Annotated in this window: 24 protein-coding genes; 15 read left to right on the top strand and 9 right to left on the bottom strand. The window is 64.1% G+C overall.

The features are described from left to right. The 3 genes from ACLHHB_RS00735 to madM form a co-directional block, all read left to right on the top strand. On the top strand, nucleotides 1-1247 hold a 1247-nt coding region (locus tag ACLHHB_RS00735; protein ID WP_410216362.1), incomplete at its 5' end, for an AMP-binding protein. A gap of 69 nt (nucleotides 1248-1316) precedes the next feature. Then, nucleotides 1317-1709: a malonate transporter subunit MadL gene (madL, locus tag ACLHHB_RS00730; protein ID WP_410216361.1), complete on the top strand. Its 393-nt coding sequence runs from the start codon at nucleotides 1317-1319 to the stop codon at nucleotides 1707-1709. 4 nt (nucleotides 1710-1713) lie between these two features. After that, on the top strand, nucleotides 1714-2478 hold the full coding sequence (gene madM / locus ACLHHB_RS00725) for a malonate transporter subunit MadM (RefSeq protein WP_410216360.1): 765 nt from the start codon (nucleotides 1714-1716) through the stop codon (nucleotides 2476-2478). A 24-nt stretch (nucleotides 2479-2502) separates the two neighbouring features. Here madM and ACLHHB_RS00720 read toward each other — a convergent pair whose 3' ends face one another. Next, a complete protein-coding gene (locus tag ACLHHB_RS00720) occupies nucleotides 2503-3174 on the bottom strand; it encodes a GntR family transcriptional regulator (RefSeq protein ID WP_410216359.1) in 672 nt (223 codons plus the stop codon). A 216-nt stretch (nucleotides 3175-3390) separates the two neighbouring features. Between ACLHHB_RS00720 and ACLHHB_RS00715 the strand changes: the two genes are divergently transcribed. The 12 genes from ACLHHB_RS00715 to ACLHHB_RS00660 all read left to right on the top strand — a co-directional run bounded on the left by ACLHHB_RS00715 (nucleotide 3391) and on the right by ACLHHB_RS00660 (nucleotide 18605). Further along, nucleotides 3391-4626: an NRAMP family divalent metal transporter gene (locus ACLHHB_RS00715; RefSeq protein ID WP_410216358.1), complete on the top strand. Its 1236-nt coding sequence runs from the start codon at nucleotides 3391-3393 to the stop codon at nucleotides 4624-4626. Nucleotides 4627-4635: 9 nt separating this feature from the next. Then, nucleotides 4636-5394 carry a LamB/YcsF family protein gene (locus ACLHHB_RS00710; RefSeq protein WP_410216357.1) on the top strand — a complete coding sequence of 253 codons (759 nt, stop codon included), beginning with the start codon at nucleotides 4636-4638 and terminating at the stop codon, nucleotides 5392-5394. After that, nucleotides 5391-6950 (top strand): 5-oxoprolinase/urea amidolyase family protein, encoded by a 1560-nt coding sequence (locus tag ACLHHB_RS00705; protein WP_410216356.1) that lies wholly within the window; start codon nucleotides 5391-5393, stop codon nucleotides 6948-6950. The genes ACLHHB_RS00710 and ACLHHB_RS00705 overlap by 4 nt, the downstream gene beginning before the upstream one ends. A gap of 1 nt (nucleotide 6951) precedes the next feature. Then, on the top strand, nucleotides 6952-8709 hold the full coding sequence (locus ACLHHB_RS00700) for an acetyl/propionyl/methylcrotonyl-CoA carboxylase subunit alpha (protein WP_410216355.1): 1758 nt from the start codon (nucleotides 6952-6954) through the stop codon (nucleotides 8707-8709). Nucleotides 8710-8812: 103 nt separating this feature from the next. Continuing rightward, nucleotides 8813-9037: a hypothetical protein gene (locus tag ACLHHB_RS00695; RefSeq protein WP_410216354.1), complete on the top strand. Its 225-nt coding sequence runs from the start codon at nucleotides 8813-8815 to the stop codon at nucleotides 9035-9037. Nucleotides 9038-9127: 90 nt separating this feature from the next. Next, nucleotides 9128-10819 (top strand): malto-oligosyltrehalose trehalohydrolase, encoded by a 1692-nt coding sequence (gene treZ, locus ACLHHB_RS00690; protein ID WP_410216353.1) that lies wholly within the window; start codon nucleotides 9128-9130, stop codon nucleotides 10817-10819. Beyond that, complete coding sequence (gene treY, locus ACLHHB_RS00685) at nucleotides 10816-13059, top strand: malto-oligosyltrehalose synthase (RefSeq protein WP_410216352.1); 2244 nt, start codon at nucleotides 10816-10818, stop codon at nucleotides 13057-13059. The genes treZ and treY overlap by 4 nt, the downstream gene beginning before the upstream one ends. A 128-nt stretch (nucleotides 13060-13187) precedes the next feature. Continuing rightward, nucleotides 13188-14387, top strand: coding sequence for a sugar phosphate nucleotidyltransferase (locus ACLHHB_RS00680; RefSeq protein ID WP_410216351.1), 1200 nt, complete (start codon nucleotides 13188-13190; stop codon nucleotides 14385-14387). After that, nucleotides 14380-16437, top strand: a complete 2058-nt coding sequence (gene glgX / locus ACLHHB_RS00675; RefSeq protein WP_410216350.1) for a glycogen debranching protein GlgX — start codon at nucleotides 14380-14382, stop codon at nucleotides 16435-16437. Before ACLHHB_RS00680 ends, glgX begins: the two co-directional genes overlap by 8 nt. Before the next feature lie 61 nt (nucleotides 16438-16498). Continuing rightward, nucleotides 16499-16858 carry a DUF2934 domain-containing protein gene (locus tag ACLHHB_RS00670; protein WP_410216349.1) on the top strand — a complete coding sequence of 120 codons (360 nt, stop codon included), beginning with the start codon at nucleotides 16499-16501 and terminating at the stop codon, nucleotides 16856-16858. 113 nt (nucleotides 16859-16971) lie between these two features. Continuing rightward, the gene (locus tag ACLHHB_RS00665) at nucleotides 16972-17352 is read left to right on the top strand and encodes a hypothetical protein (RefSeq protein ID WP_410216348.1); all 381 of its coding nucleotides are present in this window, start codon (nucleotides 16972-16974) and stop codon (nucleotides 17350-17352) included. 182 nt (nucleotides 17353-17534) lie between these two features. Then, on the top strand, nucleotides 17535-18605 hold the full coding sequence (locus ACLHHB_RS00660; protein WP_410216347.1) for a mechanosensitive ion channel family protein: 1071 nt from the start codon (nucleotides 17535-17537) through the stop codon (nucleotides 18603-18605). Here ACLHHB_RS00660 and ACLHHB_RS00655 read toward each other — a convergent pair. From ACLHHB_RS00655 to ACLHHB_RS00620, 8 genes are all read right to left on the bottom strand, one after another. After that, nucleotides 18578-20071 carry a mannitol dehydrogenase family protein gene (locus tag ACLHHB_RS00655; protein ID WP_410216346.1) on the bottom strand — a complete coding sequence of 498 codons (1494 nt, stop codon included), beginning with the start codon at nucleotides 20069-20071 and terminating at the stop codon, nucleotides 18578-18580. The two genes, ACLHHB_RS00660 and ACLHHB_RS00655, sit on opposite strands and share 28 nt — an antisense overlap. A gap of 79 nt (nucleotides 20072-20150) precedes the next feature. Further along, on the bottom strand, nucleotides 20151-20921 hold the full coding sequence (locus tag ACLHHB_RS00650; RefSeq protein WP_410216345.1) for an L-iditol 2-dehydrogenase: 771 nt from the start codon (nucleotides 20919-20921) through the stop codon (nucleotides 20151-20153). Then, nucleotides 20918-21922 carry an ABC transporter ATP-binding protein gene (locus ACLHHB_RS00645; protein WP_410216344.1) on the bottom strand — a complete coding sequence of 335 codons (1005 nt, stop codon included), beginning with the start codon at nucleotides 21920-21922 and terminating at the stop codon, nucleotides 20918-20920. Before ACLHHB_RS00645 ends, ACLHHB_RS00650 begins: the two co-directional genes overlap by 4 nt. 11 nt (nucleotides 21923-21933) lie before the next feature. Beyond that, nucleotides 21934-22758 carry a carbohydrate ABC transporter permease gene (locus tag ACLHHB_RS00640; RefSeq protein ID WP_410216343.1) on the bottom strand — a complete coding sequence of 275 codons (825 nt, stop codon included), beginning with the start codon at nucleotides 22756-22758 and terminating at the stop codon, nucleotides 21934-21936. Nucleotides 22759-22768: 10 nt separating this feature from the next. Beyond that, a complete protein-coding gene (locus ACLHHB_RS00635; RefSeq protein WP_410216342.1) occupies nucleotides 22769-23638 on the bottom strand; it encodes a carbohydrate ABC transporter permease in 870 nt (289 codons plus the stop codon). A gap of 60 nt (nucleotides 23639-23698) precedes the next feature. Further along, nucleotides 23699-25024: an ABC transporter substrate-binding protein gene (locus tag ACLHHB_RS00630; protein ID WP_410216341.1), complete on the bottom strand. Its 1326-nt coding sequence runs from the start codon at nucleotides 25022-25024 to the stop codon at nucleotides 23699-23701. Nucleotides 25025-25153: 129 nt separating this feature from the next. Then, a complete protein-coding gene (locus tag ACLHHB_RS00625; RefSeq protein WP_410216340.1) occupies nucleotides 25154-26110 on the bottom strand; it encodes a sugar-binding transcriptional regulator in 957 nt (318 codons plus the stop codon). Beyond that, nucleotides 26107-26766: an HAD family hydrolase gene (locus ACLHHB_RS00620; protein ID WP_410216339.1), complete on the bottom strand. Its 660-nt coding sequence runs from the start codon at nucleotides 26764-26766 to the stop codon at nucleotides 26107-26109. The genes ACLHHB_RS00625 and ACLHHB_RS00620 overlap by 4 nt, the downstream gene beginning before the upstream one ends. Nucleotides 26767-26961: the final 195 nt, after the last annotated feature.

Genomic DNA, 26961 nt, shown 5'->3' with positions numbered 1-26961 from the left:
AGATCGACTATTTCATCGGCGATGCCGCGCCGCGCCTGTTTGTCTGCGATCCCGCGCAGGCCGAGGCGCATTCTCATCGGGCGGGCGATGCGCTGGTGGTCGAGACGCTTGGCGCGCAGGCGGAAGGTTCGCTGATGGCGCGGGCGGCCGAGGCCACTCCGCGCGAGGATCGGCACCCTTGCGGGCCAGATGACCGGGCAGCCATCCTTTACACATCCGGCACCACGGGCCGGTCCAAGGGCGCGGTCCTGACGCACGGCAACCTGGCCTCGAATGCCGAGGCGCTGCTGGACTGTTGGCGTTTCACCGCCGAAGACCGGCTGATCCACGCCTTGCCGATCTTTCACACCCACGGCCTGTTCGTGGCTGCCAACATGGCGCTGGTGGCCGGATCGACGATGATCTTTCTGACCAAGTTCGATGCCGAACAGGCAATCGACCTGATGGAGCGGGCAACCGTCCTGATGGGCGTCCCGACCTTTTATACCCGTTTGCTGAAATCCGATCGCCTGAACCGAGAAACGACAGGCGGCATGCGCTTGTTCGTGTCGGGCTCGGCCCCGCTGCTGGCCGAGGATCACCGTGCCTTCACCAACCGCACCGGCCACAAGATCCTGGAGCGTTACGGCATGACCGAAACCTGCATGATCGCCTCGAACCCTTACGAAGGGGACCGTATCGCGGGTGCGGTGGGCATGGCGTTGCCGGGCATCAGCATCCGCATCACCGACCGCGAGACCGGCAATGAACTGCCGCAGGGCGAGATCGGCCTGATCGAGGTCAAGGGTCCGAACGTCTTCGAGGGCTACTGGAACATGCCCGAAAAGACCGCGGCCGAATTCCGTTCGGACGGGTTCTTCATCACCGGCGATCTGGGGATGATCGGCGAGGACGGTTACCTCCGCATCGTGGGACGCGACAAGGACCTGGTGATCTCGGGCGGCTACAACGTGTATCCGAAAGAGGTCGAAGAGGCGATCGACGCGTTGCCGGGCGTTCTGGAAAGCGCGGTGATCGGCCTGCCGCATCCGGATCTGGGCGAGGCGGTGACGGCCGTTGTGGTTCCGAAAGGCGATGGACTGGAGGCTGACAGCATCCGGACCGCTCTGGAAGGGACGCTTGCCCGCTTCAAGCAGCCCAAGCGCGTGATCCTGGCAGAGGCCTTGCCCCGCAACGTGATGGGCAAGGTCCAGAAGGCCGAATTGCGCAAGACCCATGCCGATCTTTATGCCAAGACCATGGCCTGACAACTGACCACCCGGCTGCGTCGGAGGAGGGCGCGCCGGGGCTTTTGGTCCAAACAAGGGAGGAACAACATGATCATTTACGGAGTCGCGGCCTTGGCCGCCTGCCATCTGGCGGGCGTGATCCTAGGTGACCTGCTGGGCATCGTCCTGGGGGTCGAATCCAATGTCGGCGGTGTGGGCTTTGCCATGCTGCTGCTGATCTTTGCCACCGACTGGATGCGCCGGACCGGTCGCCTGCCTGCGCTGTCCGAACAGGGGATCCTGTTCTGGAGCGCGATGTACATTCCCATCGTCGTCGCAATGGCCGCACAGCAGAATGTAGTGGCCGCCCTGGCAGGTGGACCGGTGGCCATCATTGCCGGGGTCGGTGCGACCGTCGCCTGCATGGCACTGGTCCCGGCCGTGGCGCGGATTGGCGGGCAGGATGCGCCCCTGCCGCCCGTGATGGCACAGGAGGCATGATCCCATGCAGATGATCGTGGATCTTCTGGGCAAGAACGGCCTTGTCTTTGCCTTTGTCGTCGTCGGCGTGGTCATGTGGATCTCGTACCAGCTCTCTGACCGCCTGTCGGCGGGACGGCTGCACGGATCTGCCATCGCCATCATCATCGGCCTAGTTCTTGCGTGGCTCGGCGGTACCATGACCGGTGGTTCCAAGGGGATCGCGGATGTGCCGCTGTTTGCGGGCATCGGCCTGATGGGCGGCGCCATGCTGCGCGACCTTGCCATCGTCTCGACCGCTTATGGCGTGGACATGCGGGAAATCCGCAAGGCAGGGGCGGCTGGCGTCGTCTCGCTGGCACTCGGGATCGCGGTGTCCTTTGCCGTCGGCGCGCTGGTCGCGGCGGCCTTCGGTTATACCGATGCCGTCAGCATGGCCACGATCGGCGGAGGGGCGGCAACCTATATCGTGGGCCCCGTCACGGGCACGGCCCTGGGGGCCAGTTCCGATGTCATAGCGCTGTCGGTTGCGGCGGGCCTTCTGAAGGCGGTTCTGGTGATGATCGGGACACCCCTCGTGGCGCCGCTGATCGGGCTAAACAACCCGAAATCGGCCATGGCTTATGGGGGTCTAATGGGAACGACCAGCGGCGTCGCTGGCGGCTTGGCCGCCACCGACAAGCGTTTGGTCCCTTATGGCGCAATGACGGCCACCTTCTACACGGGGCTGGGTTGCCTGATGGGCCCTTCGGTCATCTATCTGGTGTTGCTGGCACTGGTCGGATCCTGAAGGCGACCCCTGAAAGCGTCCCGGTCAGGCCGGGGCGCTTGCCTGTTCCCGCCGTGCAAAGGCCGCCATCACCACGCGCTCGGATTGATCCAGATAACCGGCCAGATGGGCCGCGGCGGCGGCGGCATTGCCCGCCTCGAGAGCGTTCAGGATCTGGCGATTGGAGGCGATGAAGGGCGCGTGCAATTGCTCGGGACTGTCTAGCAGCCCGAAGACCAGCCGCAATTCAGCCGCAATCCGGGCGAAGAAGCCGTTCAGGCGCGGGCTGTCCCCCAAGGACACGATGGCCGCATGGAAGGCCATGTTGGCACTGCCGACACCTTGCCAGTCGTTTCCTGCCTCTGAAACCTCGGCCTGTTCGACAGCCTGCGACATGCGGCCAACGCCGGCGTGGCGAGGCCAGGCCTGCGACAGGGACGGAATCTCGATCAGGCGGCGCACGCGGTAGATGTCATGAACCCCCGCCATGGTGGGCACTGCCACTGACACTCCCCGGTTCGGCAGATGTGTCAGCAGCCCTTCGCGCGTCAGCAGGCGGAACACTTCACGAAGCGTATTGCGCGACACGTCCAGATCAGCGGCCAGACGCGCCTCGGACAACCGCTGACCGGGACGCAGCAGGCCATGGATCACCTGGTCGCGCAGGCGGGTGGCCGTGTCTTCGGCGAGGCTGGAGAGTGTGGATTCGTCGGTCATGCAGCGTCCTGAAGATCTTTCGCAATCATGACGTCACACTAAACCGAGGACAAGGTGACGAAGCGGTGCGGCACTGTTGCACAAGATTTCGGCAGAACTTGCCCGACGGAGCAGTATTGTTCAACAAAAATGGTCGGTTTGTAAGAACATCGTTGACGGATCGAGGAGGCACGGAAATCCTGTTCGAAAAGAAGCTGTCCAACGCGAGGTTTTTCCATGTCATCCGAACGCGCGGTCCCTTCGGTCACGGCTGCCAGCCTCCGCGGAGGACTTCTGGCAGCGATCTTTCTCATGGCAACGTCGGCCATTGGTCCCGGCTTCATCACGCAAACCGCCAGCTTTACCGCCCGCATGGGATCCGCTTTTGCCTTTGCGATTCTGGCCTCGATCCTGATCGATTTCGTGGTGCAACTGAATATCTGGCGCATCACGGCGCTGACCGGACGGCGGGCGTCGGAAACGGCGAATGCGGCCATTCCGGGGGCAGGCTATCTGCTGACGGCGCTGGTCGTGATCGGGGGGCTGGCCTTCAACGTGGGCAACATCGCGGGGGGCGGTCTGGGCCTGAACGCGATGATCGGGCTGGACCCCAAGATCGGCGGCGCCATCTCCGCAGTGCTGGCGATCGGGATCTTTCTGTCGCGGCGGGCGGGCCTGCTGCTGGACCGGGTCATCATCGGGCTGGGGGTGATCATGATCGCCCTGACGGTCTTTGTCGCGACGCAGTCGCACCCGCCGGTGGGCGAGGCGCTGCGCCAAGCGGTCTTTCCCGACTTCATTGATTTCGCCGCCATCACCACGATCGTCGGCGGCACGGTCGGCGGGTATATCACCTATTCCGGTGCCCACCGACTGCTGGACAAGGGCCTGACGGGGCCGCAGAACCTGCGTGCGGTGACGCGTGCGGCGCTGACCGGGATCGCCATCACCGGCGTCATGCGGTTCGTGCTGTTCCTGGCGATCCTTGGCGTGGTGGCCTCAGGTGTGACGCTGGACCTGTCCAGCCAGGCGGCGAACCCGGCCGCGCAGGCCTTTCAGGCGGCAGCGGGCGAGTGGGGGATGCGGGTCTTTGGCGTCGTCCTCTGGGCGGCGGCGCTGACCTCGGTCATCGGGGCCGCCTATACCTCGGTCAGCTTCCTCGACGTTTTCGGGATTCGCAGCGAGAGCGCGCGGTCACGCGCCACGGTGGCCTTCATCGCGTTCTCGTTGGCGGTCTATCTGGCGCTTGGAACGGCCCCGGCGGCCATTCTGGTTTTTGTCGGCGGCTTCAACGGGTTGATCCTGCCGATCGGGCTGACGATCTTTACCTATATCGGATTTGCACGATCGGACCTGATGGGAGGGCACCGTTACAACCGTCTGCTGCTTGTTCTGGGGGCGATCGTCTGCGCGTTGACCTGGTACATGGGCGCACGGTCCGTCAGCACCATCTTTGCCTTTCTGGGACAGTAAGGAGGAACCATGCAGATCGACCTGAACAGCGACCTGGGCGAAGGCTTCGGCGCGTGGCGCATGGGGGACGACGCCGCAATGCTGGCGATCGTCAGTTCCGCCAACGTGGCCTGCGGCTTTCATGCGGGTGATCCGCGCGGGCTGCTGGAAACGCTGCGCGAGGCGGCGCGGCGAGGAGTCGCGGTGGGGGCTCATGTCAGCTATCCCGACCGCGTCGGCTTCGGGCGGCGGGCAATGGACGTGCCGTCGGACGAGTTGACGGCTGACGTGATCTATCAGATCGGGGCGCTGCAAGGGCTGGCCCGGGCGGCGGGGACGCGGGTCAGCTATGTCAAGCCGCACGGCGCGCTTTACAACACCATCGCCGAGGATGCGCGGCAGGCCGATGCGGTGATCGCGGGCATCCTGTCGGTGGATCCCGCGCTGGTGCTGATGGGTCTGGCAGGCGCGTCGATCCTGGATCGCGCCATGACCGCCGGTCTGAGGGTCGTGGCCGAGGCGTTTGCTGATCGTGCCTATACACCGGATGGCAGCCTGATGTCGCGCGCGCACCCAAATGCGGTGCTGCACGACCTCGATGAGGTTGCTGGCCGCATGCTGCGCCTGGCGACCGAAGGCGTGATCGAGGCAGCGGATGGCAGCACATTGACCCTGCGGGCCGACAGCATCTGCGTGCATGGGGACAGCCCGGGCGCGGTGGCCATGGCCAGCCGCGTCCGGAGTGCCCTGCTGGACCGGGGCGTATCGATCGCCCCCTTTGCCCCGTGACGCGGGTTCTGCCCGTCGGGCCGCGCTGCCTGCTGATCGAGCTGGCGGACCTGGACGCGACACTGGCGCTGTTCGACGCACTGGCCGCCACCCCGGTCCCCGGCGTGACTGAGATCGTGCCCGCCGCACGCACGCTGATGATCCGCACCGAGCCGGGCGTGGCGGCCGGTGCAGGGCTGGCGCGCCGATTGTTGTGCCGCCGGCCCGCCGTGGGCCGCGCGCCGGCCCCGCGCGCCCCGGAAACCCTCGAACTGCCTGTCATTTATGATGGTGAGGATCTGGCGGATGTAGCCCGGCTCATGGACCTGACCGTGGCCGAAGTCATTGCCGCCCATCAGGCAGCGGTCTGGCAGACGGCCTTTTGCGGTTTTGCACCGGGCTTTGCCTATATGACCTGTGACGACCGGCGCTTTGATCTGCCGCGCCGGCCGGCGCCGCGCACCCGCATCCCGGCAGGGTCGGTCGCGCTGGCGGGGCGGTTCTGCGGTATCTATCCACAGGAAACACCGGGGGGATGGCAGCTGATCGGCCGCACCGACGTGCCGATGTGGGACCTGTCGCGGGACCCGCCCGCGCTGCTGCGTCCGGGCGTCCGCGCACGCTTTGTCGAGGGTCATGGGACAATGCATCCTGTGGTGGTTCCGGTCAGCCGCCCGGGGCATGGATTGCGCATCCTGTCGACCGCCTTTCCGATCCTGTTGCAGGATCAGGGCCGGGCAGGGCAGGGGGCGCAGGGCGTGTCGGCCTCGGGCGCTCTGGATGTGGGCGCGCTGCGCCGCGCCAACCGCGCCGTCGGTAACAATGTGCACGAGGCCGCGCTGGAGATCACGCTGGGGCCCGTGACGCTGCAGGCCGAACAGCCGCTGACGATGGCCCTGTCGGGCGCGGGTTCTGCACAGGTGATCCATTCCGACGGCTGCACCGTCATCGCGCCCGGTGCGGCATTTGCGCTGGATGCAGGTGACCATCTGCAGATCATGGCACCCGCGGCAGGCATGCGCAGCTATCTGGCGCTGAGGGGCGGATTCGACGTCGCGCCGGTGCTGGGATCGCGGGCAACCGACACGCTGGCCCATATCGGTCCGCCGGCGCTGACGGCGGGTGACGTGCTGACGCCCGCGCATCGACCGGCCAAGGCTGTTGCCGATCCCGGCCCCGCGCCTGATCTGCCCGCGCCCGGGGATCTGGTCACGCTGGCCGTTGTCATGGGCCCGCGGGCGGATTGGTTCGATCGGGAAACGGTCGAACGGTTCTTGTCGCAGGAATGGCAGGTCACGCCGCAATCCTCGCGCGTGGGGATCCGGTTGTCGGGCAACGCTCTGAAACGGGACGATGCTGCCGAATTGCCCTCGGAGGGCTGCGAAACGGGTGCGATCCAGATCCCTCATTCCGGCCAGCCGGTGCTGTTCCTGGCGGATCATCCTTTGACCGGCGGTTATCCGGTGATCGCAACGTTGCATCCGCAGGCGCTGGATCTGGCGGGCCAGTTGCCGCCCGGCGCACGCATCCGCTTCGCCACCGCCGCCCCTTTTGCCCCGCTTCTTACGGAAGGCTGACATGACGCTGTTCACCGATGCGCCGCTGCGCCCGATCACCCGCATCCTGATTGCCAACCGGGGCGAGATCGCCCTGCGCATCCTGCGCGCCTGCCGCGACGAAGGGCTGGAGGCGGTTGCGGTTTATGCCGATCCCGACCGCGACGCCCCGTTTGTGCGTCTGGCTGACCATGCCTATCCGCTGGAAGGCACCACCCCCGCCGAAACCTATCTGGACGGGGCGAAGGTTCTGGCCATTGCTGCAAAGGCGGGGGCCGATGCGGTTCATCCCGGTTATGGCTTCCTGTCCGAGAACGCGGATTTTGCCCGAGCCGTGCAAAAGGCCGGGCTGGTCTGGATCGGCCCGGATCCGCAGGTCATCGACGCCCTTGGCGACAAGATCCGTGCAAGAGAGATCGCACAGGCCGTGGGCGCCCCCCTGGTCGCCGGCAGCCCGGGTCCCGTGGCCAGTGGGGCCGAGGCACTGGCCTTTGCCCGAGACCATGGCCTGCCCATTGCCATCAAGGCGGCTTTCGGGGGCGGGGGGCGGGGCATGAAGGTTGCCTGGACCCTGGATGAGGTCGAGGAATTGTTTGACAGCGCCGTGCGCGAAGCTGTCACCGCCTTTGGCCGGGGCGAGTGCTTCATCGAGCAGTTCCTGGACCGCCCCCGCCATGTCGAGGCGCAGGTGCTGGCCGATCGCCATGGAACCGTCAAGGTGCTGGGAACGCGCGACTGCTCCCTGCAGCGCCGCAATCAGAAGTTGGTCGAGGAGGCTCCGGCGCCCTTTCTGACCGATGATCAGCGTGACCCTATCCACGACGCGGCGCGCGCCATCTGCGCCCATGCGGGTTACAGCGGCGCCGGAACGGTGGAGTTCCTTTTGTCGGCGAATGGCACGATCTCGTTCCTCGAGGTGAACACCCGGCTGCAGGTCGAGCATCCGGTGACCGAGGAAACCACCGGCATCGACATCGTGCGGGCCATGATCCGCGTGGCGCAGGGGGCGTGCCTGTCCGATGACAGCGTTCCCGAGCCGCAGGGTCATGCCATCGAATTCCGGATCAATGCCGAAGACCCTGGGCGCGGTTTCCTGCCCACGCCGGGGCCGGTAACGCTGTGGCAGGCTCCGGGGGGAATCGGCGTGCGGCTGGACAGCGGCATCGTGCAGGGCGGCGTCGTGGCGGAACAGTTCGACTCGATGATGGCCAAGCTGATCGTGACTGGCCCCGACCGGGCGACCGCACTGTCCCGCGCCGCGCGAGCCTTGGCGGAATTCCGTATCGAAGGTGTGGCATCGGTTCTGCCCTTTCACCGCGCGGTTCTGCAGGCACCTGAGTTCCGGGCCGAGGATGGCAGCTTTGCCGTCCACACGCGCTGGATCGAAACCGACTTTGCCGAGCGCTTGGCGGCTGCCGTTCCTCCTGCGCCGCGCGTGACACCCGCCCCTGAACAGCCGATGCTGCGCCTGTCGATCGAGATCGACGGCCAGCGGCATGATCTTGCCCTGCCCCAAGGTTTGCTGGCCACGGCCAGGGCCACGCCCCCTGCACCGGTTGAGGTTCAGGATCCCGATGCCGTCATGGCCCCCGTCACCGGCGTCCTGTCCTTGTGGCAGGTCGAGGAAGGAGCCGTTGTCGAGTCCGGACAGGTGATTGCCGTTATCGAAGCAATGAAGATGGAGACGCGGATCGAGGCGCCGAAATCAGGTCGCTTGACACGGGTGGTGGCGCAGGGTGAAGTCGTTGCGCAAGCAAGGCCGTTGGCAATGATCCGCTGACATAACGGCAGCTTTTGCCCTGACGCATGAACTGACATCTGGTCAGGCCGGTGATACGTTGGTAGCGTCCGATTGTAACAAGTGTGCAAGCTTCGAGACGTTCATGATTCAGACGCCCGAGAGATCAGCCGGGGAAGTGCCGTTTCCCGAGGCCAGCGTCGAGTTCTCGATGAACATCGTCCAGAACCTTATTGTGGTGATGGAAGCAACCGCTGACGGTGGTCCTGTTACGGTGGAGCTGCGCAAGGCCGGTCTTTATGCCGTCACGCCCGAAGGACAGCGCCTGTTCCTGGGACCGTCAGCACCTCCTGCCCCCAAGGATGCCTGATCTGCATCAAAAGCCTTGCTTTTTGTCAGAATGACGGAACGTCCGGCACCTTCGCATCATTAAGCCTGCGACCGACAGGAGAAATGATCGATGATGCGCAAGTTCTGGGGACCCGACCTGTCCGATGGAGTGTGGACGCTGAGATTATGGGCGCCGGGGGCCCGCGATGTGCGCCTGCTGCTGGCCGACGAGCCTGCACCGATGAACCGGGAAGGTGACGGTCTGTGGACCGCGACCACCGACGTTCCGGAAGGGACTCTCTATCTGTTTGATGTGGACGGACAGCGGATGCCGGACCCGGCCAGCCGGCTGCAGGCGGGCAGCGTCCATGACGCCTCGGTTCTTGTCGCGCCGCGAGGGGCTGCACCCGGCTGGCAAGGGCGCGACTGGTCCGAGGCTGTTCTTTACGAGCTGCATGTCGGGACTTTCACACCCGAGGGTACCTTCGCCGCGGCGGCCGGACGGATGCGACACCTGGCCGACCTGGGCTTTACCGCGGTCGAGTTGATGCCTTTGGGGCAGTGGTTCGGCCAGCGGGGCTGGGGCTATGACGGTGTGCTGCCCTATGCGCCCCATCCGGCCTACGGCACGCCTGACGACCTGCACCGGCTGGTAGAGGCTGCACATGAGGCGGGGCTGATGGTGATCCTGGATCTGGTGATGAACCACTTCGGTCCGGAAGGCGCCTATCTGCATCATTCCTCGCCCGAATTCTTCAACCCTGACCGCCACACGCCCTGGGGTGCCGCGATCGATTTCGCGCGTCCTGCCGTGCGGGATTACTGGATCAGCTGCGCCGTGTACTGGCTGCAGGAATACGGGATGGACGGGCTGCGGCTGGACGCCGTCCATCAGATTTCGGGTCCCGGTGCGGACGAGTTCATGGCCCTCTTGGCCCGCGCCGTGCATGACCTGTCCCCCCGCCGTCACCTGATCACCGAGGATGAGCGCAACATCCCGGACCTGCGAGAGGGCGCAGGTTATGACGCCAGCTGGAATGACGACTTTCATCACGCGGTTCATGTCGCTCTGACGGGCGAGTCGGACAGCTATTACGCCAGTTTCGCGGTCGATCCGGTGGGCGATATCGCCTTGGCCCTGTCACGGGGTCACATCGAGGAAGGCCAGCCCCGCGAGGGTCTGAACGAGCCGCGCGGACAGTCTTGCGGCCATCTGCCGCCGACGGCCTTTGTCAACTCGACCCAGACCCATGACCAGGTGGGCAACCGCGCCCATGGCGACCGGCTGCTGACGCTGGCCGATCCGCAAGGCGTCGCCGTGGCCTATGCCCTGCTGCTGGTCGCACCCTACATACCAATGGTCTTCATGGGTGAGGAGCGCGGCGAGACCAACCCGTTCCAGTTCTTTGCCGATTACGAGGGCGAACTGGCCGAAGCGGTTCGCAAGGGCCGTGCCGCGGAATTTGCCGGCATTGCGGCGCTCGGCGAAGCTGTTCCCGACCCTTTGTCGGTTGAAACGTTTGAACGATCACGCCTTGGCTGGCGCGAGGACGAGGACGCGCAGTCCTGGCTGTCCCTGACGCGCGAAGCCTTGGCCTTTCGCGCGGCCAACGTCGTGCCGATGCTGAAAAGCGGGCTGATCGACGCCGACGTGACGCGTCCAGAACCGCATCTGGTCCGGGCCCGCTGGCTGTTCGGCCAAGGAACACTGGCGCTGTCTCTGGCCATGGGCCAACCCGATCCCGATCCGATCGCCGATCCCGACCTTCGCGCCGGACGTGCCGGCGGACCCTATTCCCTGACCGTGAAGGCTTTCTCATGACCGCTCTGCCGCCTATGGCCACCTATCGCATCCAGTTGCGTGACGGCATCGATTTTGCTTGGGTCGAGACCCGCCTGGATGATCTTGTGCAGTTGGGGATCACCCACCTGTACCTGTCGCCCATCTTCCAGGCGACCGGAGGCTCGACCCATGGCTATGACGTGACCGACCCCACGCAGATCGAGCCTGCCTTGGGCGGGCGCGAGGGTTTTGACCGGCTGGCCGGTGCCGCCAAGGCGCGCGGGCTGGGGATCATCCTGGACATCGTGCCGAACCATACCGCCTTCACGCCCCAGAACCCGTGGCTGGCCGATGTACTGGCTCAAGGCAAGGCAAGCCGCTATGCCCGGCACTTCGACATCGACTGGCAAGCGGGACCCCTGATCCTGCCTTTCCTCGGCGAACCTTTCGAGAAGATGCTGACGGACGGCGCCTTCCGCATTGCGGAAGGGCAGTGGTGGGTCGACGACATGGCGCTGCCGCTGGCTGCGGGCAGCGACACGACCGACGATCTGCGGGTGCTTCACGACGCACAGCACTGGCGCCTGGTCCATTACGAGATGGAGCGCGACCACATCACCCACCGCCGCTTTTTCAACGTCACCGGCCTGATCGGCATGCGGGTCGAAGATGCACGGGTCTTCGAGGACACCCATGCGCTTATCTTCGATCTGGTCCGGTCGGGTCAGGTCCAGGGGCTGCGTGTCGACCACATCGACGGCTTGGCTGATCCAGCCGCCTATCTGGAACGGCTGGCCAAAGCGCTGCCAGATACCCCTGTCTGGGTCGAGAAGATCCTTGTGGGCGACGAGAATCTGCCCAAAGGCTGGAAAACCGTCGGAACGACCGGATATGAGGCGGCCCGCCTGATCGCGCGCATGCTGACGCCGGAACAGGGGATCGAGGCGCTGGACAACGAGTGGCGCAAGGCAACGGGCATACAGGAAGGTTTTCCCGACGCGCTGGCCCGGGCCAAGGCCGAGATTCTTGACAATGAGCTGGCGGCCGAACGGCTCCAGCTGGCGCAGATGGCGGCCGTGGCTTCGGCAGGTTCCGCCATGGCCGAGGCAGGACCCGAGGCGCTGCGCGAGGCGGTGACGGCCTTGTTGATCGCCATGCCACGTTACCGCAGTTACGTGGACGGATCAGGCGCCAGTGCCGAAGACCGCGCCTTGATCGGCCGGATCGCGGATCAGGCAGCTGCGGGACTGCGATCGGACAGGGTGGTGCGGCTGCTGGCCTCCATCTGGGCGGACCCGTCCAGTCGCGAGGACCATGCCTTTGTCACGCGCCTGCAGCAGGTTTCCGGGGCCTTGCTGGCCAAGTCGCAGGAAGACACCGCCGGATTCCGCTGGACCCGTTACCTGCCCGCGAACGAGGTTGGCGCGGAACCAAACGAACCCTCGGTCGATACGGCCGAAGCCAGCCGGATTCTGGGTGACGGCGGTGCGTGGGACATGGTCCTGACCTCCAGCCACGATACCAAACGCTCCGAGGATTCGCGCATGCGCATGGTGGCGATCAGCCATCTGCCGCAGGATTTTGCGGCGCTGTATCAGGCGGCCTCTGACCTGTCCGAAGCCGGGCCGGTAGAAGGGCGCTGGCGTTGGTATGTCTTGCAATCCGCATTGGGATTGCATGGTGCACCCGAAGCGCCCGGGCGGTTGGCCGATCACCTGCAAAAGGCGTTCCGCGAGGCCAAGCTGGGCAGCTTCTGGACGGCCCCGGATGAAACGTCCGAAAAGGCGGCCGCAGATTTTGGAGGGGCCGTTCTGTCGTCTTGGAAGGCCGAGGCTCCGGCAGAACTCGGCCGACTTCTGGCACGGGGGCAGGCGTTGTGTCTGGCACAACTGTTGTTCAAGATGGTGATGCCCGGATTCCCTGACATCTATCGTGGGTCCGAGGACGAGTTTCTGGCCCTGACAGACCCGGACAATCGGCGTGCAGTCGACTGGCAATCCTTGACATCGCTGGCGGATGGCGAGGGCTTCGGGTCCGAAAAAGCCTGCTGGACGCGAAAGGCCTTGGTCCTGCGCCGTGAACAGCGCGACTTTCTGCAGGAGGCTGATGCGGAAGCCCGGATTGAGGGTCAGAGCATCACCCTGATCCGGAGCAGGGGCGGGCGCAGGCTGGTCGCGCAACTGACCCTGCCCCACAGCGATGCAACAGCCGAGGGCAGGGCAATCCTTGACTGGACGGGTCCGGACGGATGCCGTGTTTCCCTTTTGGAACAGCAATAAGGGCCGTTCGAATTAAATTTGTTCCTCGCTGGAACAACCGAAGCATGAAGCGGTTCGCATGGGACAGCCTTGGTCCCATGCGCTGGACGTGGACGTGGGGCCTCACCCGAAGATCGAGGATCCCACCCGTGTCTGCACAGCAAGTTCCCCCCCGCCTGCATCTTTTGCCTCATGACGCGGTTGCGCCCCAGACCTTTCCCGCCTCGTCGGTGGCGACGATCCTTCTGGCAGGCGGCAAGGGAACACGGCTGCACGACCTGACCTCCCATGACAGCAAGCCTGCGGTTTATTTTGCAGGAGAGAACCGCATCGTCGATTTCGCGATGGCCAACGCAGCGCGATCAGGGTTGGATAGGATAATGGTGGCAACGCAATATGCCCCCGAAACCCTGCACGATCATCTGCCTGCGCGGTGGGGCAGCTATTTTCCTCAAGGTGGCCTGATGCTGCGCGATGGTCAGGACCGGTATCTGGGCACGGCCGATGCGGTGCGCCAGAACTGGCGTGAACTGGATAACTGGCAAGCAGACGAGGTTCTGGTTCTCGCTGCCGACCATGTTTATGACATGGATTATGCGGCATTGGTGTCCGCGCATCGCGCATCGGGTGCTGCGGTGACCGTGGCGGTGGATGTCGTTCCCTTGGCCGAGGCTTGCGGGTTCGGGGTAATGCAGGCGGACGAGTCCGGCCGCATCCTGTCTTTTCTTGAAAAGCCCAGCCACCCGCCCGCAATCCTCGGAGAGCCCGACAAGGCGATGGTGTCGATGGGGATCTATGTCTTCTCCAAGGCATGGTTGCGCGAGGCGTTGTTCGACCAGTCCGTCGAAGGTATGGATTTCGGTCATGACGTCATCCCCTTGGCCGTGGCGCAGGGGGTCGCGGCCGCACGGCGCCTGCCTGCGGGCCCTTCCGGGCAGGCCTATTGGCGTGATGTGGGCACGTTGGACGCGCTGCGCATGGCCCAACTGGATTTCCTGAACAACCAGCCGGCGCGCCTGCCGCGCGTCACCCATACCTCCGATTGGTACCTGGGACGAGGCAGCATCGTGATGCCCGGCGCCACCGTCTCAACGACGGCGCGCTTGTCCTGTACCATCGTGGCACCCGGCGCCCATGTCCCCGCGGGTCTGGTGATCGGAGAAGATCCGGAAGAGGATTCGCGCTGGTTCACCCGTAGTCCTGCAGGAACCGTTCTGATCACGGCAGCCATGCTTCAGCGTCGTGCGGCACTGCGGGGGGAACGGATACGGCCTTCCGCCGTTGCATCCGTGACATCTTCTCGTAGCGCCCCTTCGGGGCAGAAAGCCAAGCGTGGACTTCATGCGTGACACGACCCGTGCGCCTTCCTTTGACCTGTCCCAGGGACGGTCTGATACTCTTGGCGCCGAATTCATGGGGGAGGGCACGAACTTTGCCCTTTATTCCGATCATGCCACCAAGGTGGAACTGTGCCTTTTCGACGAAAAGGGCGAGGTCGAGATGCATCGTCTCAGCCTGCCTGAGATGGAAGGCGGCATCTGGTACGGCTATTTGCCTGATGTGATGCCCGGCCAGGTCTATGGCTATCGGGTGCACGGCCCTTATGAACCTTCCGAAGGGCATCGCTTCAATCCCAACAAGCTGCTGCTGGACCCCTACGCGCGCGAGTTGCGCGGGCAGATCATCTGGGATGACGCGCTTCATGGTTACACGATCGGCGAAGACGATCTCAGCTTTGACACCCGCGACAGCGCGCCTTTCATGCCCAAGGGCGTGGTGGTGGACTCGCAGTTCGACTGGGACAGCGACCGCGCCATCCGGACGCCCTGGGCGCAGACGACGATCTACGAGGCCCATGCCAAGGGCTTGACGCAACTGAATCCCGACGTTCCCGAAGACATGCGTGGCACCTTCCGGGGGCTGGCCAGCGATCCGGTGATCGAGCATCTGCAGAAGATCGGCGTCACCACGCTGGAACTGCTGCCGATCCACGCCTTCGCCAATGACCGCTATCTTGTGGAAAAAGACCTGTCGAATTATTGGGGCTATTCCACCCTGTCATTCTTTGCGCCCCACCAGCCATATCTGAGATCGGGCAATATCCGCGAAGTGAAGGAAACGATCCGTCGGATCCACAAGGCCGGAATCGAGGTGATTCTGGACGTTGTCTTCAACCACACCTGCGAAGGCAGTGAGCTGGGCCAGACCCTGTCCTTCCGCGGGATCGACAATGCGTCGTATTACCTGTTGTCCGAGGACAAGCGTCACAGCTTTGACACCACCGGCACGGGAAACACGTTGAACGTGGCGCATCCGATGGTGCTGCGGATGATCATGGACAGCCTGCGCTATTGGGTTCAGGTGATGCATGTGGACGGGTTCCGCTTTGACCTTGCTTCGACACTGGGACGCGAGTCCGAAGGATTTGAACGCGACGGGTCGTTCTTCAACGCCATCCGTCAGGACCCGATCCTGTCCGGCGTCAAGCTGATCGCCGAGCCGTGGGATGTGGGTGACGGTGGTTATCAGGTCGGCGGCTATCGCTGGCCCTTCCGCGAATGGAACGACAAGTTCCGCGATGACACGCGCGCCTTCTGGCGTCGCGATCCAGGCTTCTTGGGCGCGATTTCGGAACGGTTGTCGGGTTCTCCGGTGCAGTTCAACCACAGCCACCGGCCCGCGACGTCCAGCGTCAACTTCGTGGCGGCGCATGATGGTTTCACCCTGTGGGACACGGTCAGCTATAACGAGAAGCACAACGAGGCCAACGGCGAGGACAACCGCGATGGCCATGACCATAACATCTCGGACAACATGGGCGCCGAGGGGCCATCGGACGACGAAGCGATCAACACGGCCCGACTGCGCCGTGTCCGGGCCATGCTGGGCACGATGATGCTGTCGCAGGGCGTGCCGATGATCCTGGCGGGGGATGAAATCGGCCATAGTCAAGGTGGCAACAACAACGCCTATTGCCAAGACAACAAGATCTCCTGGCTGGACTGGTCCAAAGGCCGCGAAGAGGTCCAGATGGCGGTCGAGGCATTGTCTGCCTTCCGGCAGGAAATGTCGCTGGCATCCATCCGTTTCGCTGCCAGTGCCGAAGACGCGGCACCCCGTCAGCCGATCAGTCGCTGGCTGCACCCGCGAGGTGACGCCATGACGCCTGACGATTGGGAAGATGGCGAACAGCGCGTTCTTGGGATGCTTCTTGAACGCGAAGACATGGCGCCGGTCCTGATCCTGCTGAACGCATCGGGGGAAGACATCGACTTCATCCTCCCGGAGGGCGAGTGGCAGCTGCGCATCGACACCACCCAACCCGAGGTGGCTTGTGATGAAACGGTATCTGGCAGCGTATCCTTGGGATGGCAGGGCGTGGTTGCCCTGACCCGCTAGTTCCTGCTGGAACATTTCTATCCCCGGCAGGTTCTGGCCGGACGACCAAGAGGAGGACGATTTGGACGACATTGAACGCATCCGGGCGCGTGCGCACCAGATCTGGGAAGCCGAGGGACGCCCGGAAGGGCGGGAGGCCGAGCATTGGACCCAAGCTCAAGACGAGTTGGACCAGGAGGGCGTATCGGACGGCGGCAGCATGAACGATCTGTTGCAAGGCGGCGACATGCAGGTTCGTGACATGGATTCCGACGATATGGGTCAGGCCGACGGTCATGTCATTCACGAAGGCGAAGGCGGAACGACCGCCGCAATGGACGAGGCCGAGGAGGCCGAGGTTTCTCCGGTCAAGCCGGAAGCCGCGGCACCCAAGAAGCCCCGCCGGCCACGCGCCCCCAAAAATGCCGACGCAATCAGCTGATACAACCCGCCGCGCCGCCCTTTCCGGGCGGCGCGGTCCGTTTAGCCTGTGTTTCGGTTCCTGTTCATGCGGACACCGACGACACCGGCTGTTTTTCAGGACAGGACAGGCCAATGACTGACGATCACAAGCAGGGTTCTGCATCTTCAGGCCGTCAGGCGACAGAAACGGTCGCGCCCGACAATGACGCGGCCGAAGCGCCCTTGCGGCCAGACAGAGAAACCCCGCATCCCGGTCCATCTGGCGGCGCCTATGGCAGCCGTGGCCCCGTGGATCACCTTGGTGATCCTGTCACGCCAGGCGAGGCGGCACGCGCAGAGACGGCAGCCGGCGCAGATGTCGATCGGTCGGCCGGAGAAAACGGCGCACCCGCAGACATGGACTATTATCGTGCCAGCCAGAGTACCGGTAGCAAGTTGGCCTTGGGCACGCTGGCGGTGCCGCTGATCATGATCGTTCTTGTCGTCGGGGCTGCAGCCTTCTTCATGCTGTGAAACGGGGCGCCTGCCGGCTGCACATGGGCGCCCGCAACTCCATCATGTGCAGGCACCATCGGCGGGCCGGAAGGTTATTGATGCCAATGCGCGGAACGCCGGCTTGTCCAAGAGTGTTCAGGTTGCGCACGCCGAACCCCTAACCGTCGCGTCGCATCAAGGCCCCCATATCCCGAGATGACATGACCCCCTGGACCCAGACTACCCTTGTCTTCCTGATCGCGCTGGCCCTTTCCTGGATTGCGTGCTTGCTGATCTATCGGCTGGTGCTGAACCGTTTGCTGCGCGACGACTTCTGGCGCACGCTTCTGCGCCGCACGCGCGGGCCGGTGCAGCTGGCCCTGATGATCGTGGCCCTCTCCTTTGCCGCCAATGCCGTCAGCCTGCCCATGATCGAGGGGCGCCTGCTGCGCCACCTGCTGCTGATTGCCTTCATCGCATGCGTGACCTGGTTCCTGAAGGCGGCACTGGAGATCTGGATGACGCTGCACCTGCGGCGCTTTCGCCTGGATGTCGAGGACAACCTGCTGGCCCGCAAGCACATCACGCAGACGCGCATCCTGCAGCGTGTCGGCTCGACTCTGATCGTGGCCTTGGGGATCAGTGCGGCGCTGATGACCATCGACGGCGTGCGGCAATACGGCGTCAGCCTTCTGGCCTCGGCCGGGGCGGCGGGCATTGTTGTCGGCCTGGCGCTGCAACCGGTGCTGCGCAACCTCCTGGCGGGCATCCAGCTGGCCCTGACACAGCCCATCCGCATCGACGATGCGGTGATTGTCGAAGGGGAATGGGGAAATGTGGAGGAGATCACCGCAACCTATGTCGTTGTGCGGATCTGGGACAAGCGCCGCCTAATCGTGCCGTTGAATTATTTCATGGAGCAACCATTCCAGAACTGGACGCGCAGTGATGCCACCTTGATCGGCGTCGTGATGATCTATCTGGATTTCTCGGTCGACGTGGCAGCGCTCCGGGCAGAGGCGGAGCGTGTCGTCCGTGCCTCGCGCCTGTGGAACGGCGAGGTCTTTGCGCTGCAGGTGACCGACTACACCCCGCGCGAAGCGGAAATCCGTATCCTTGCCAGTGCAGGCAATGCCGGACGTGCCTTTGATCTGCGCTGCGAAATCCGCGAAGCGCTGCTGGCCTATCTGCAGCGCGGACAGCCCCAGGCCCTGCCGCGGACGCGCACCGACATCACGGCCACGCCCGCCGGCAGTCCCGAGGATCAGTCTCGGTTGAAGGTTCCCGCCTGATCATCCAGATAAGCGGTCAAGGCGGCCCGCACCCCGTGGCGGTGCAACGAATTCAATTGCGCCGCAAAGGCCGCGTGCAGCGGTTCGGACCCGCCAAGGTCACCAAAGACCGTCACGTTCTCAAGAAAGGCGCCGGGCCTTTCGCGTGCCGACAATGCGCGTTCTCGCAGGCTTTCATGGTTGTCGTCATTGGGCGCGATCGACTCGCCCGCCTCGGTCGTGCCTTGGCAATACCGGCACCAGAGAGCCAGCTCCAGCGCCAGACCGTCAATCGGCTCGCCGGTGGCCAGACGATCGCGCAATGTCGGCAGGATGAACTTGGGCTGGCGGTTCGAGCCGTCCAGACACAGGCGCGGGATGGTGTCGCCAATTTCGGGATTTCCAAAGCGAGACAGGATCAGCGCCAGATAATCGTCGTAGCTGACGCCAGGAATGGGCTGCAGGGTCGGGATGATCTCACGCGTTTCGAGTGCGCGCAGCCAGTCCGCGATCTGGCGGTCGGCCATGGCATCGTGAACGAAGTGATGTCCCAGCAGCGCCGAAGCATAAGCAATGGCGGCATGGCCACCATTCAGGATGCGCAGCTTCATCAGTTCGTGCCGGCCGACATCCGTGACGAATTCCGCGCCGACCTCCTCCAGTGCGGGGCGGCCAAGGGGAAAATTGTCCTCAAGCACCCATTGGCGGAAGGGCTCGCACACGACCGGGGCCGCGTCCTCGATGCCGAACCGGTCGCGCACAAGTGCGCGTTCCCGATCCGACGTCGCGGGCGTGATGCAATCAACCATCGAGTTCGGGAAGGCCACGCTTTCATGCACCCATCGTGCCAGATCTGGGTCCGACATCTGCGCCAATCCGGTGACGGTACGTGCGCAGACATGACCGTTCTCCGGCAGGTTATCGCAGGACAGGATCGTGAAAGGCGGATGGTCCGCCGCCCGGCGCGCGCGCAAGGCTGCCAGGATCATGCCGAAGACACTGCGCGGGCTGTCCGGATTTGCCGCGTCGTGGATCATGTCGGGGTGACCCGCGTCGAAACCGTCGCTCTTGGCGTCCACGTAATACCCGCCCTCGGTGATCGTCAGCGAGACGATGCGGATGGCCGGGTCGGCCATGGCCGCAATGGTTTCCGCCGGATCGACCGCGACGAAATCCACCATTGATCCCAGCACCCGCGCGGACAGTCCCTTCGGGTCCAGTTCCACCAAGGTGGTCAGCCAGTCCTGCGCGGCCAGCCGCTCGCGCATGGCGGCATCACCGGGACGAACACCTGCACCCTTCAGGGCCCAGTCATGATCGCGGCCGGTTTCGAACAAGCGGTCCAGGTACCAAGCCATGTGGGCGCGGTGAAAGTTGCCGACACCGACATGCAGAATGCCGGGACGCAGCCCGGTGCGGTCATAGTTCGGGTGGGCAACCTGATCGGGAAGGCTCGGCAGGGCAGATTGGGTAAGGTTGATGGTCATTGTGGGACCTTTCGTCAAAGCACGCTTTTAGTGCGACCTGATGGGCCGCGCCGGGAACCGGTGAGTAAGAAAGCCGGCGTCAGCTCATCCAATTGCCGCCGTCGACATTGTAGGTCTGGGCCACGACATAGTCGGCATCGGACGAGGCCAGAAACACTGCCATGCCGGTGAGATCAGCAGCAGTGCCCATGCGACCATACGGGACGGCGGCGCCAACCTCGGCCTTCTTCTGGCCAAGGGCCTTGCCTTCGTACTTTGCAAAGAAGGCGTCGACGCCGTCCCAATGCTCGCCGTCGACGACACCGGGAGCAATGGCGTTGACGTTGATGCCATGGGCAATCAGGTTCAGGCCCGCGGACTGGGTCAGGCTGATCACGGCGGCCTTGCTGGCGCAATAAACAGCAACCAGGGCCTCGCCTCTTCGCCCGGCCTGAGAGGCCATGTTGATGATCTTTCCGCCCTTCCCGCGCGTGATCATCGATCGCGCCACGGCCTGCATCATGAACAGCGCACCTTGCACGTTCACCGCGAAAACGCGGTCATAATCCTGGCGCGTGATGTCGGTCAGCGGAGCGGCGGTGAACAGGGCCGCGTTGTTGATCAGGATGTCGATGCCGCCGAAGGCCTGTTCCACCGCTGCCATGCAGGTATCGATGCTGGCCTGGTCGGTCACGTCCAGCACGACGGCAATTGCACCCTCGCCCAGATCATGGGCAGCAGCCTGCGCGGCAGCCTCATTGATGTCGCAGATCGCGACGCGCGCGCCTTCACGCAGATAAGCGCGGGCAAATTCCAACCCGATACCGCGCGCGGACCCCGTGATCAGCGCGGCCTTACCTTCGAGTCTCATGCGATACGGTTTCCTTGATCGTCGAAGCGATGGATATGGGCGGCGTCGGGGGTCAGCCAGACCGTGTCGCCATGGTGGAGGTCAATGTCCCCGCCGACGCGGACGGTGAGTGTTTCGGCCAAGCCAGTGTTCTCGACATAGAAGAACGTGTCGCTGCCCAGATGTTCGCTGACACCAACACGTCCCTTCCACTTTCCTTCGCTTGGAGAGACCGCGATGTGTTCCGGGCGGATGCCGATGGTCGTGGCGCTGTACTCGGCGGCGGGCACGCCGTTCATCAGGTTCATCCGGGGGCTGCCGATGAAGCCTGCGACGAAGACGTTGCGCGGCGCGCGGTAAAGGTCCATCGGACTGCCCACCTGTTCGATCCGGCCGGCCTGCAGGACGACGATCTTGTCGGCCATGGTCATGGCCTCGACCTGATCATGGGTCACATAGATCATCGTGGTCTTCAACCGGTTGTGCAACTCGCTGATTTCGAGCCGCATGCCGACGCGCAGTGCGGCATCGAGGTTCGAAAGCGGCTCGTCGAACAGGAAGGCCGAAGGTTCGCGCACGATGGCGCGGCCAATGGCCACGCGCTGGCGCTGACCGCCTGACAGCTGGCCCGGACGACGGTCCAGATAGGCTGTCAGGTTCAGGGCCTTGGCCGCCGCCTCGATCCGACGGTCCTGCTCGGCCTGATCGACACCCGCCATGCGCATCGGGAAGGCGATGTTCTTGCGCACCGACATATGCGGGTAAAGCGCATAGGACTGGAATACCATCGCCAGTCCCCGCTTGGCGGGCGGCGTGTCCGTGGCATCTTTGGCATCGATCAGGATGCGCCCGCCGGATGTATCCTCCAGCCCCGCGATCAGGCGCAGCAGGGTCGATTTCCCGCAGCCTGAAGGGCCGACGAAAACGACGAACTCGCCATCCTCTATGTCCAGGTTCAGCGGCGGGATGACCTCGACGTCGCCAAAGCGCTTGGTCACGTTGTCCAGGGTGATGCGTCCCATCATCGTCCTCCTTATTTCACGGCGCCGAAGGTCAGGCCGCGGACGAGTTGTTTCTGGCTGAACCAGCCCATGATCAGGATCGGCGCGATGGCCATGACCGACGCCGCCGAGAGTTTCGCCCAGAACAGCCCCTGCGGGCTGGAAAAGGACGCGATGAATGCCGACAAGGGCGCCGCGTTGGTGGTGGTCAACTGGATCGTCCAGAACGCTTCGTTCCAGGCCAGGATGACGTTCAGCAGCATGGTCGAGGCAATGCCCGGCACAGCCATGGGTGTCAGCACATACAGGATCTCGTCCCGCAGGCCCGCCCCGTCCATCCGCGCGGCTTCCAGGATCTCTCCGGGGATCTCGCGGAAATAGGTGTACAACATCCAGACCACGATCGGCAGGTTGATGAGCATCAAAAGGACCGTCAGGCCGATGCGCGTGTCCATCAGACCGGTGCGCAGGAAGATCAGATAGATCGGCACCAACACGGCCACAGCAGGCATCATCTTGGTGGACAGCATCCACATGAGGATGTCCTTGGTGCGCTTGGTGGGTGAAAAGGCCATGGCCCATGCGGCCGGTATCGCCACGACCAGCGCCAGCAGCGTCGAGCCGACGGCCAGGATCACCGAGTTGGTGAAAGGCTTCCAGTAGTTGTTCTGGGTCTGGACGGCCTCGAAGCTTGCCAGCGTGAAGGACGGGATCAGGCTGAAGCCCGAAATGGCCTCCTGTTCGGTCTTGAGGCTGGTGACGATCGTGTAAAGGATCGGAAAGAAGATCAGCAGGGCGACCAGCCAAGCGGCCACGGTATAGCCGATCCGGGTGCGGGTGGTGACGGCGCGTGCCATGGGGTGCTCCTCAGTCCAAGTTCCGGCCGACAGCGCGCATCAGGAAGATGGCGATGAGGTTGGCCAGGATGACCGCGATGATGCCGCCGGCCGCCGCGCCGCCGATGTCGAAGTTCAATCGCGCGGCGCGATAGATCAGATAGGTCAGGTTGGTCGAGGCGTTGCCCGGTCCGCCGTTCGTGGTCACGAGGATTTCAGCATAGATGCCCAGAAGGAAGATCGTCTGGATCAGGATCACAACGGTGATCGCACGGGCCATGTGCGGCAGGATCAGGTGGATGAACCGGCTGATGGCGCCCGCACCGTCCATTTCGGCGGCTTCCATCTGTTCCCCGTCCAGCGACTGGAGGGCGGTCAGCAGGATCAGCGTGGCAAAGGGCAGCCATTGCCACGACACGATGATGATGATCGAGGTCAGCGGATACTGCGCGAACCAGTCCACCGGCTGCGCCCCGAAGAACCGCGCGATGTCCGCCAGCACGCCATAACTTGGATGCATGATCATGTTCTTCCAGATCAGTGCGGCCACCGGCGGCATCACGAAGAATGGAGAGATGATCAGGATCCGCACGATTCCCTGGCCAAGGATCGGCTTGTCGATCAGCATCGCGATCGCGATGCCGCCGATGACGGTGATCGCCAGAACGCCCAGCACCAGCGCCAGCGTGTTCCGGATCGCGTCAAAGAAGGCCGGGTCGGTATAGAAATACTGATAGTTGAACCAACCAGCCCAACTGGTCCCTGTGGGGTTCAGCAGGTTGTAGTTCAGGAACGAATAATAGAGCGTCATCCCCAACGGGACGATCATCCAGATCAGCAGCAGGATGATGGCGGGTGCGCGCATCAGACGCGCGAGACTCTGGGTCTGGCGGGTGGCCATGGGATGCGTCCTTCGGGGCAATGGGATGCGCCGCCCCGGAGCCGGGACGGCGCGGGCGGCTTACTTGGGGTAGCCGGCGCGTGCCATCTCGCGCGCTGTGGTGGACTGGGCCGCGGCCAGTGCATCCTCTGCGGACATCTGGCCGGCCAGTGCTGCCGAGAAGGTTTGCCCGACTGCCGTGCCGATGCCCTGGAACTCGGGGATCGCGACGAACTGGCCCCCCGTGTAGGGGACATCCTGAACCGAAGCCTTTTGCGTGTTCGCCGCATTTATGGCCTCGAGGGTTTGTGCTGCGAAAGGCGCCGCCTCCTGGTATTCGGGGTTCTCATAAAGCGAGGTCCGCGTGCCCGGAGGGGCCGCACGCCAGCCCTCGGCCTCGGCCACGATGTTGGTATAATCCTTGCTGGTCGCCCAAGCCACGAAGGTTTTGGCCGCGTCCTGCTTTTGGCTGGAGGCCGGGATCGCGAGGTTCCATGCCCACAGCCAGTTGCCGTGGTTGTCCACCCCGTCCTTGTTGGGGAACTGCGCGAAGCCCACGCTGTCTGCCACGGTGGAATCCTCGGGGTCGGTCACGAAGCTGGCGGCGACGGTTGCGTCAATCCACATGCCGCACTTGCCCTGCTGGAACAGCGACAGGTTTTCGTTGAAGCCGTTCGACGACGCGCCGGGAGGACCGTATTCGTTCATCAGCGTCAGGTAATCGCTCAGCGTTTCCTGCCATTCGGGGCTGTCGAACTGCGGTGCCCATTCGGTGTCGAACCAGCGCGCACCATAGCTGTTGGCCATGGCGGTCAGGAAGGCCATGTTCTCGCCCCAGCCCGGCTTGCCGCGCAGGCAGATGCCGTAAACCTCGTTGCTCTTGTCGGTCATCGCCTCGGCAGCGGTCTTGATGTCTGTCCAGGTGGGATTGTCGGGAATGGTCACGCCCGCAGCCTCGGCCAGGTCCGTGCGGTACATCACCATGGCGGATTCGGCATAAAAGGGCGCGGCGTAGAGTGTGCCGTCCACGGACAGTGCCTCGCGCACGGCCGGAACCAAGTCGTCGACGTCATAGCCTTCAGGCAGGTCCGTCAAGGGGCTCAGCCAGTCCTGACGCGCCCAGATAGGCACCTCGTAGGTGCCGATGGTCAGGACGTCATACTGGCCGCCATTGGTGGCGATGTCGGTGGTGACGCGTTCCCGCAGGATGTTTTCCTCCAGCGTGACCCATTCAAGAGTGATGCCGGGGTTCTTTTCCGTAAAGTCCGACGTCAGCGACTGCATGCGGATCATGTCGCCATTGTTTACCGTTGCAATGGTCAGCGTCACATTGTCCTGGGCTTGGGCGATGCCGCCGACAGCGCACAGGGCCGTAGCACCCAGAAGGGCGCGGAAAGTCGTGTTCATGAATTCCTCCCTTGGCGGTTGAGCATTTGCCCTTCCGACGGGCATATACTCACCCGATAACAAAATTCTGTCAACTGACCCTTGAAGCTTTCGTTGCTGTCGAACAGCCATTTGAAATAACTTTACTTTTTATTCCAGCAAGCCTTCGGCGGTCACTTCCGACGTGATCAGCCCATTGATCAGCTGTCCCTTCAGGGCTGCTCGAATCGCTGGCACCTTGGCTTGACCCGATGCAAGGGCGACGACCGCCCGCTCGGACGCTGGCGGCAGCGGAGCCGAGGCGACCCGGCGGTTGAAGGCGCAATCGATGATCTGTCCTTCCGAGTCGTAAACCCAGCCGGTGATCTCGCCCACCGCGCCGGCGCGGGCCAGTTCCTTTATATCGGCTTCGGGAAGGAATCCGTCCACATGAAGGGGCGCGGTCCGGTCCATCTGTCCGATGCCGACCAATGACAGGTCTGCGCGGGCGCACAGGCCAATGGTGTTTCGCGCCGCCTGCTGGGCCTGCATCGCGGCCAGCTCGGACGCATCGCGCGCCAGAACCGGCAAAGGATAGGGGTAATGAGGAGCCCCGATCCGTTCCGCCAGACGGATCGTTGCATTGTAGGGCGTGGCCGAGCCGTCCTGCATCATGTTCCCAAGGCGGGACACGATGATGTGCTGGGGGCAAGACATCGTTGGCAACTGCTCGACCATGGCGCGCAGGTTGCGGCCCGTCCCAAGGCTGATGATCCGCTGCTCGGGCGACTTCAGCACGCGTTCCAGATGGGCGGCGGCCGCAATGGCGATGCCGGTCAGCAGTTCGGGCGCATCTGGATCCGAAGGGGCGACCTCAGCCGTGGCCAGTTCGAACCGGTCGCGCAGGGCGGCGGCCAAATCCATGCAGCGCCCGATCGGGTGGTCCAGGCGCACCTTGACCAGCCGCTCGGCCAGCGCCATCGCAACCAGTCGCTGCGCCGTTTGCCGGCTGACGCCCATCTTGCGCGCGATTTCGTCCTGGGTGTTGCCAGCGACGTAATACAGCCAGCCGGCGCGGGCGGCGTCATCCAGTCGGGTGCTCTCGGGGGTAAAGCGGTTCTGGCTCATATCCCGTCCTCGATCCGGGCGAGAAGGCCGGGAAAATGGCGCCAGTCGTCAAAGCCGTCAACGCCGGGGACCGGCGGCTCGCCCGCCAGGTGCAAGCCGCCGCGATAATGGAGCACGCGCATCCCGGCGCCACGGGCTGCCTCCAGGCCAGGGCCGCTGTCCTCGATCACCAAGGCATGGCAGGGCGCGCAGGCCATCTGGGCGGCGGCAAACAGGAACAGGTCGGGGGCGGGCTTGCCGCGCGCCACTTGGCTGGCGGTGAAGACATGGGGGCCAAAGCGGTCAGACAAGCCCAGCACCTGCAGCGTGCGAGCCACCCGTGGGGGGCTGGATGAGGTGGCGATGCAGGCGGGCCTGTCCAGCGCCTGCAGCATCGCCACCAAGCCGGGGGTCGGCACAAGTTCGGTGCCGAACCGCTCCGACAGGCGGGCGCGATAGATGGCCTCGAAATCGGCCGGCAGGGTGCGGGCAAAGCGGTCTCTGATCGTGGCCGCAACGGTCGGAAAACTGCGGCCAAGAAAATCGCGCCGCACGTCTTGCATGGTGACCGTGATGTCCAACTGCGCCAGTTGGCCGATCAGCACCTCGGCAGACAGGACCTCGCTGTCGGCGATGACGCCGTCGCAGTCAAAGATGATCAGGTCGACACGCATCATTTCACTTCCTGCCTGGTCGGACAGGAATAATCCTTAATGCTCGTCCGGGGAATAGCTGTCGACGACTCTGTCAGCTCCGGAGAGCGGCGGCCGCCGCCTCGACCAGTTCGTCCAAGGGATGCGCGATGTCGAGGGGCAGGGCATTTTCGGACGGCAGCGGCGGCTCCAGCGTGGCCAACTGGCTGTCCAGCAATG

The sequence above is a fragment of the Paracoccus sp. (in: a-proteobacteria) genome, assembly GCF_046462195.1.
Lineage (GTDB): Bacteria > Pseudomonadota > Alphaproteobacteria > Rhodobacterales > Rhodobacteraceae > Paracoccus.
Note: the sequence above shows the minus strand (reverse complement) of the source record. Positions and strands in the feature narration are given on the sequence as shown.

Coding starts and splice junctions, on each gene's coding strand:
- madL (WP_410216361.1), top strand. CDS start 1,317: ATGATCATTTACGGAGTCGCGGCCTTGGCCGCCTGCCATCTGGCGGGC.
- madM (WP_410216360.1), top strand. CDS start 1,714: ATGCAGATGATCGTGGATCTTCTGGGCAAGAACGGCCTTGTCTTTGCC.
- ACLHHB_RS00720 (WP_410216359.1), bottom strand. CDS start 3,174: ATGACCGACGAATCCACACTCTCCAGCCTCGCCGAAGACACGGCCACC.
- ACLHHB_RS00715 (WP_410216358.1), top strand. CDS start 3,391: ATGTCATCCGAACGCGCGGTCCCTTCGGTCACGGCTGCCAGCCTCCGC.
- ACLHHB_RS00710 (WP_410216357.1), top strand. CDS start 4,636: ATGCAGATCGACCTGAACAGCGACCTGGGCGAAGGCTTCGGCGCGTGG.
- ACLHHB_RS00700 (WP_410216355.1), top strand. CDS start 6,952: ATGACGCTGTTCACCGATGCGCCGCTGCGCCCGATCACCCGCATCCTG.
- ACLHHB_RS00695 (WP_410216354.1), top strand. CDS start 8,813: ATGATTCAGACGCCCGAGAGATCAGCCGGGGAAGTGCCGTTTCCCGAG.
- treZ (WP_410216353.1), top strand. CDS start 9,128: ATGATGCGCAAGTTCTGGGGACCCGACCTGTCCGATGGAGTGTGGACG.
- treY (WP_410216352.1), top strand. CDS start 10,816: ATGACCGCTCTGCCGCCTATGGCCACCTATCGCATCCAGTTGCGTGAC.
- glgX (WP_410216350.1), top strand. CDS start 14,380: ATGCGTGACACGACCCGTGCGCCTTCCTTTGACCTGTCCCAGGGACGG.
- ACLHHB_RS00665 (WP_410216348.1), top strand. CDS start 16,972: ATGACTGACGATCACAAGCAGGGTTCTGCATCTTCAGGCCGTCAGGCG.
- ACLHHB_RS00660 (WP_410216347.1), top strand. CDS start 17,535: ATGACCCCCTGGACCCAGACTACCCTTGTCTTCCTGATCGCGCTGGCC.
- ACLHHB_RS00655 (WP_410216346.1), bottom strand. CDS start 20,071: ATGACCATCAACCTTACCCAATCTGCCCTGCCGAGCCTTCCCGATCAG.
- ACLHHB_RS00650 (WP_410216345.1), bottom strand. CDS start 20,921: ATGAGACTCGAAGGTAAGGCCGCGCTGATCACGGGGTCCGCGCGCGGT.
- ACLHHB_RS00645 (WP_410216344.1), bottom strand. CDS start 21,922: ATGGGACGCATCACCCTGGACAACGTGACCAAGCGCTTTGGCGACGTC.
- ACLHHB_RS00640 (WP_410216343.1), bottom strand. CDS start 22,758: ATGGCACGCGCCGTCACCACCCGCACCCGGATCGGCTATACCGTGGCC.
- ACLHHB_RS00635 (WP_410216342.1), bottom strand. CDS start 23,638: ATGGCCACCCGCCAGACCCAGAGTCTCGCGCGTCTGATGCGCGCACCC.
- ACLHHB_RS00630 (WP_410216341.1), bottom strand. CDS start 25,024: ATGAACACGACTTTCCGCGCCCTTCTGGGTGCTACGGCCCTGTGCGCT.
- ACLHHB_RS00625 (WP_410216340.1), bottom strand. CDS start 26,110: ATGAGCCAGAACCGCTTTACCCCCGAGAGCACCCGACTGGATGACGCC.
- ACLHHB_RS00620 (WP_410216339.1), bottom strand. CDS start 26,766: ATGATGCGTGTCGACCTGATCATCTTTGACTGCGACGGCGTCATCGCC.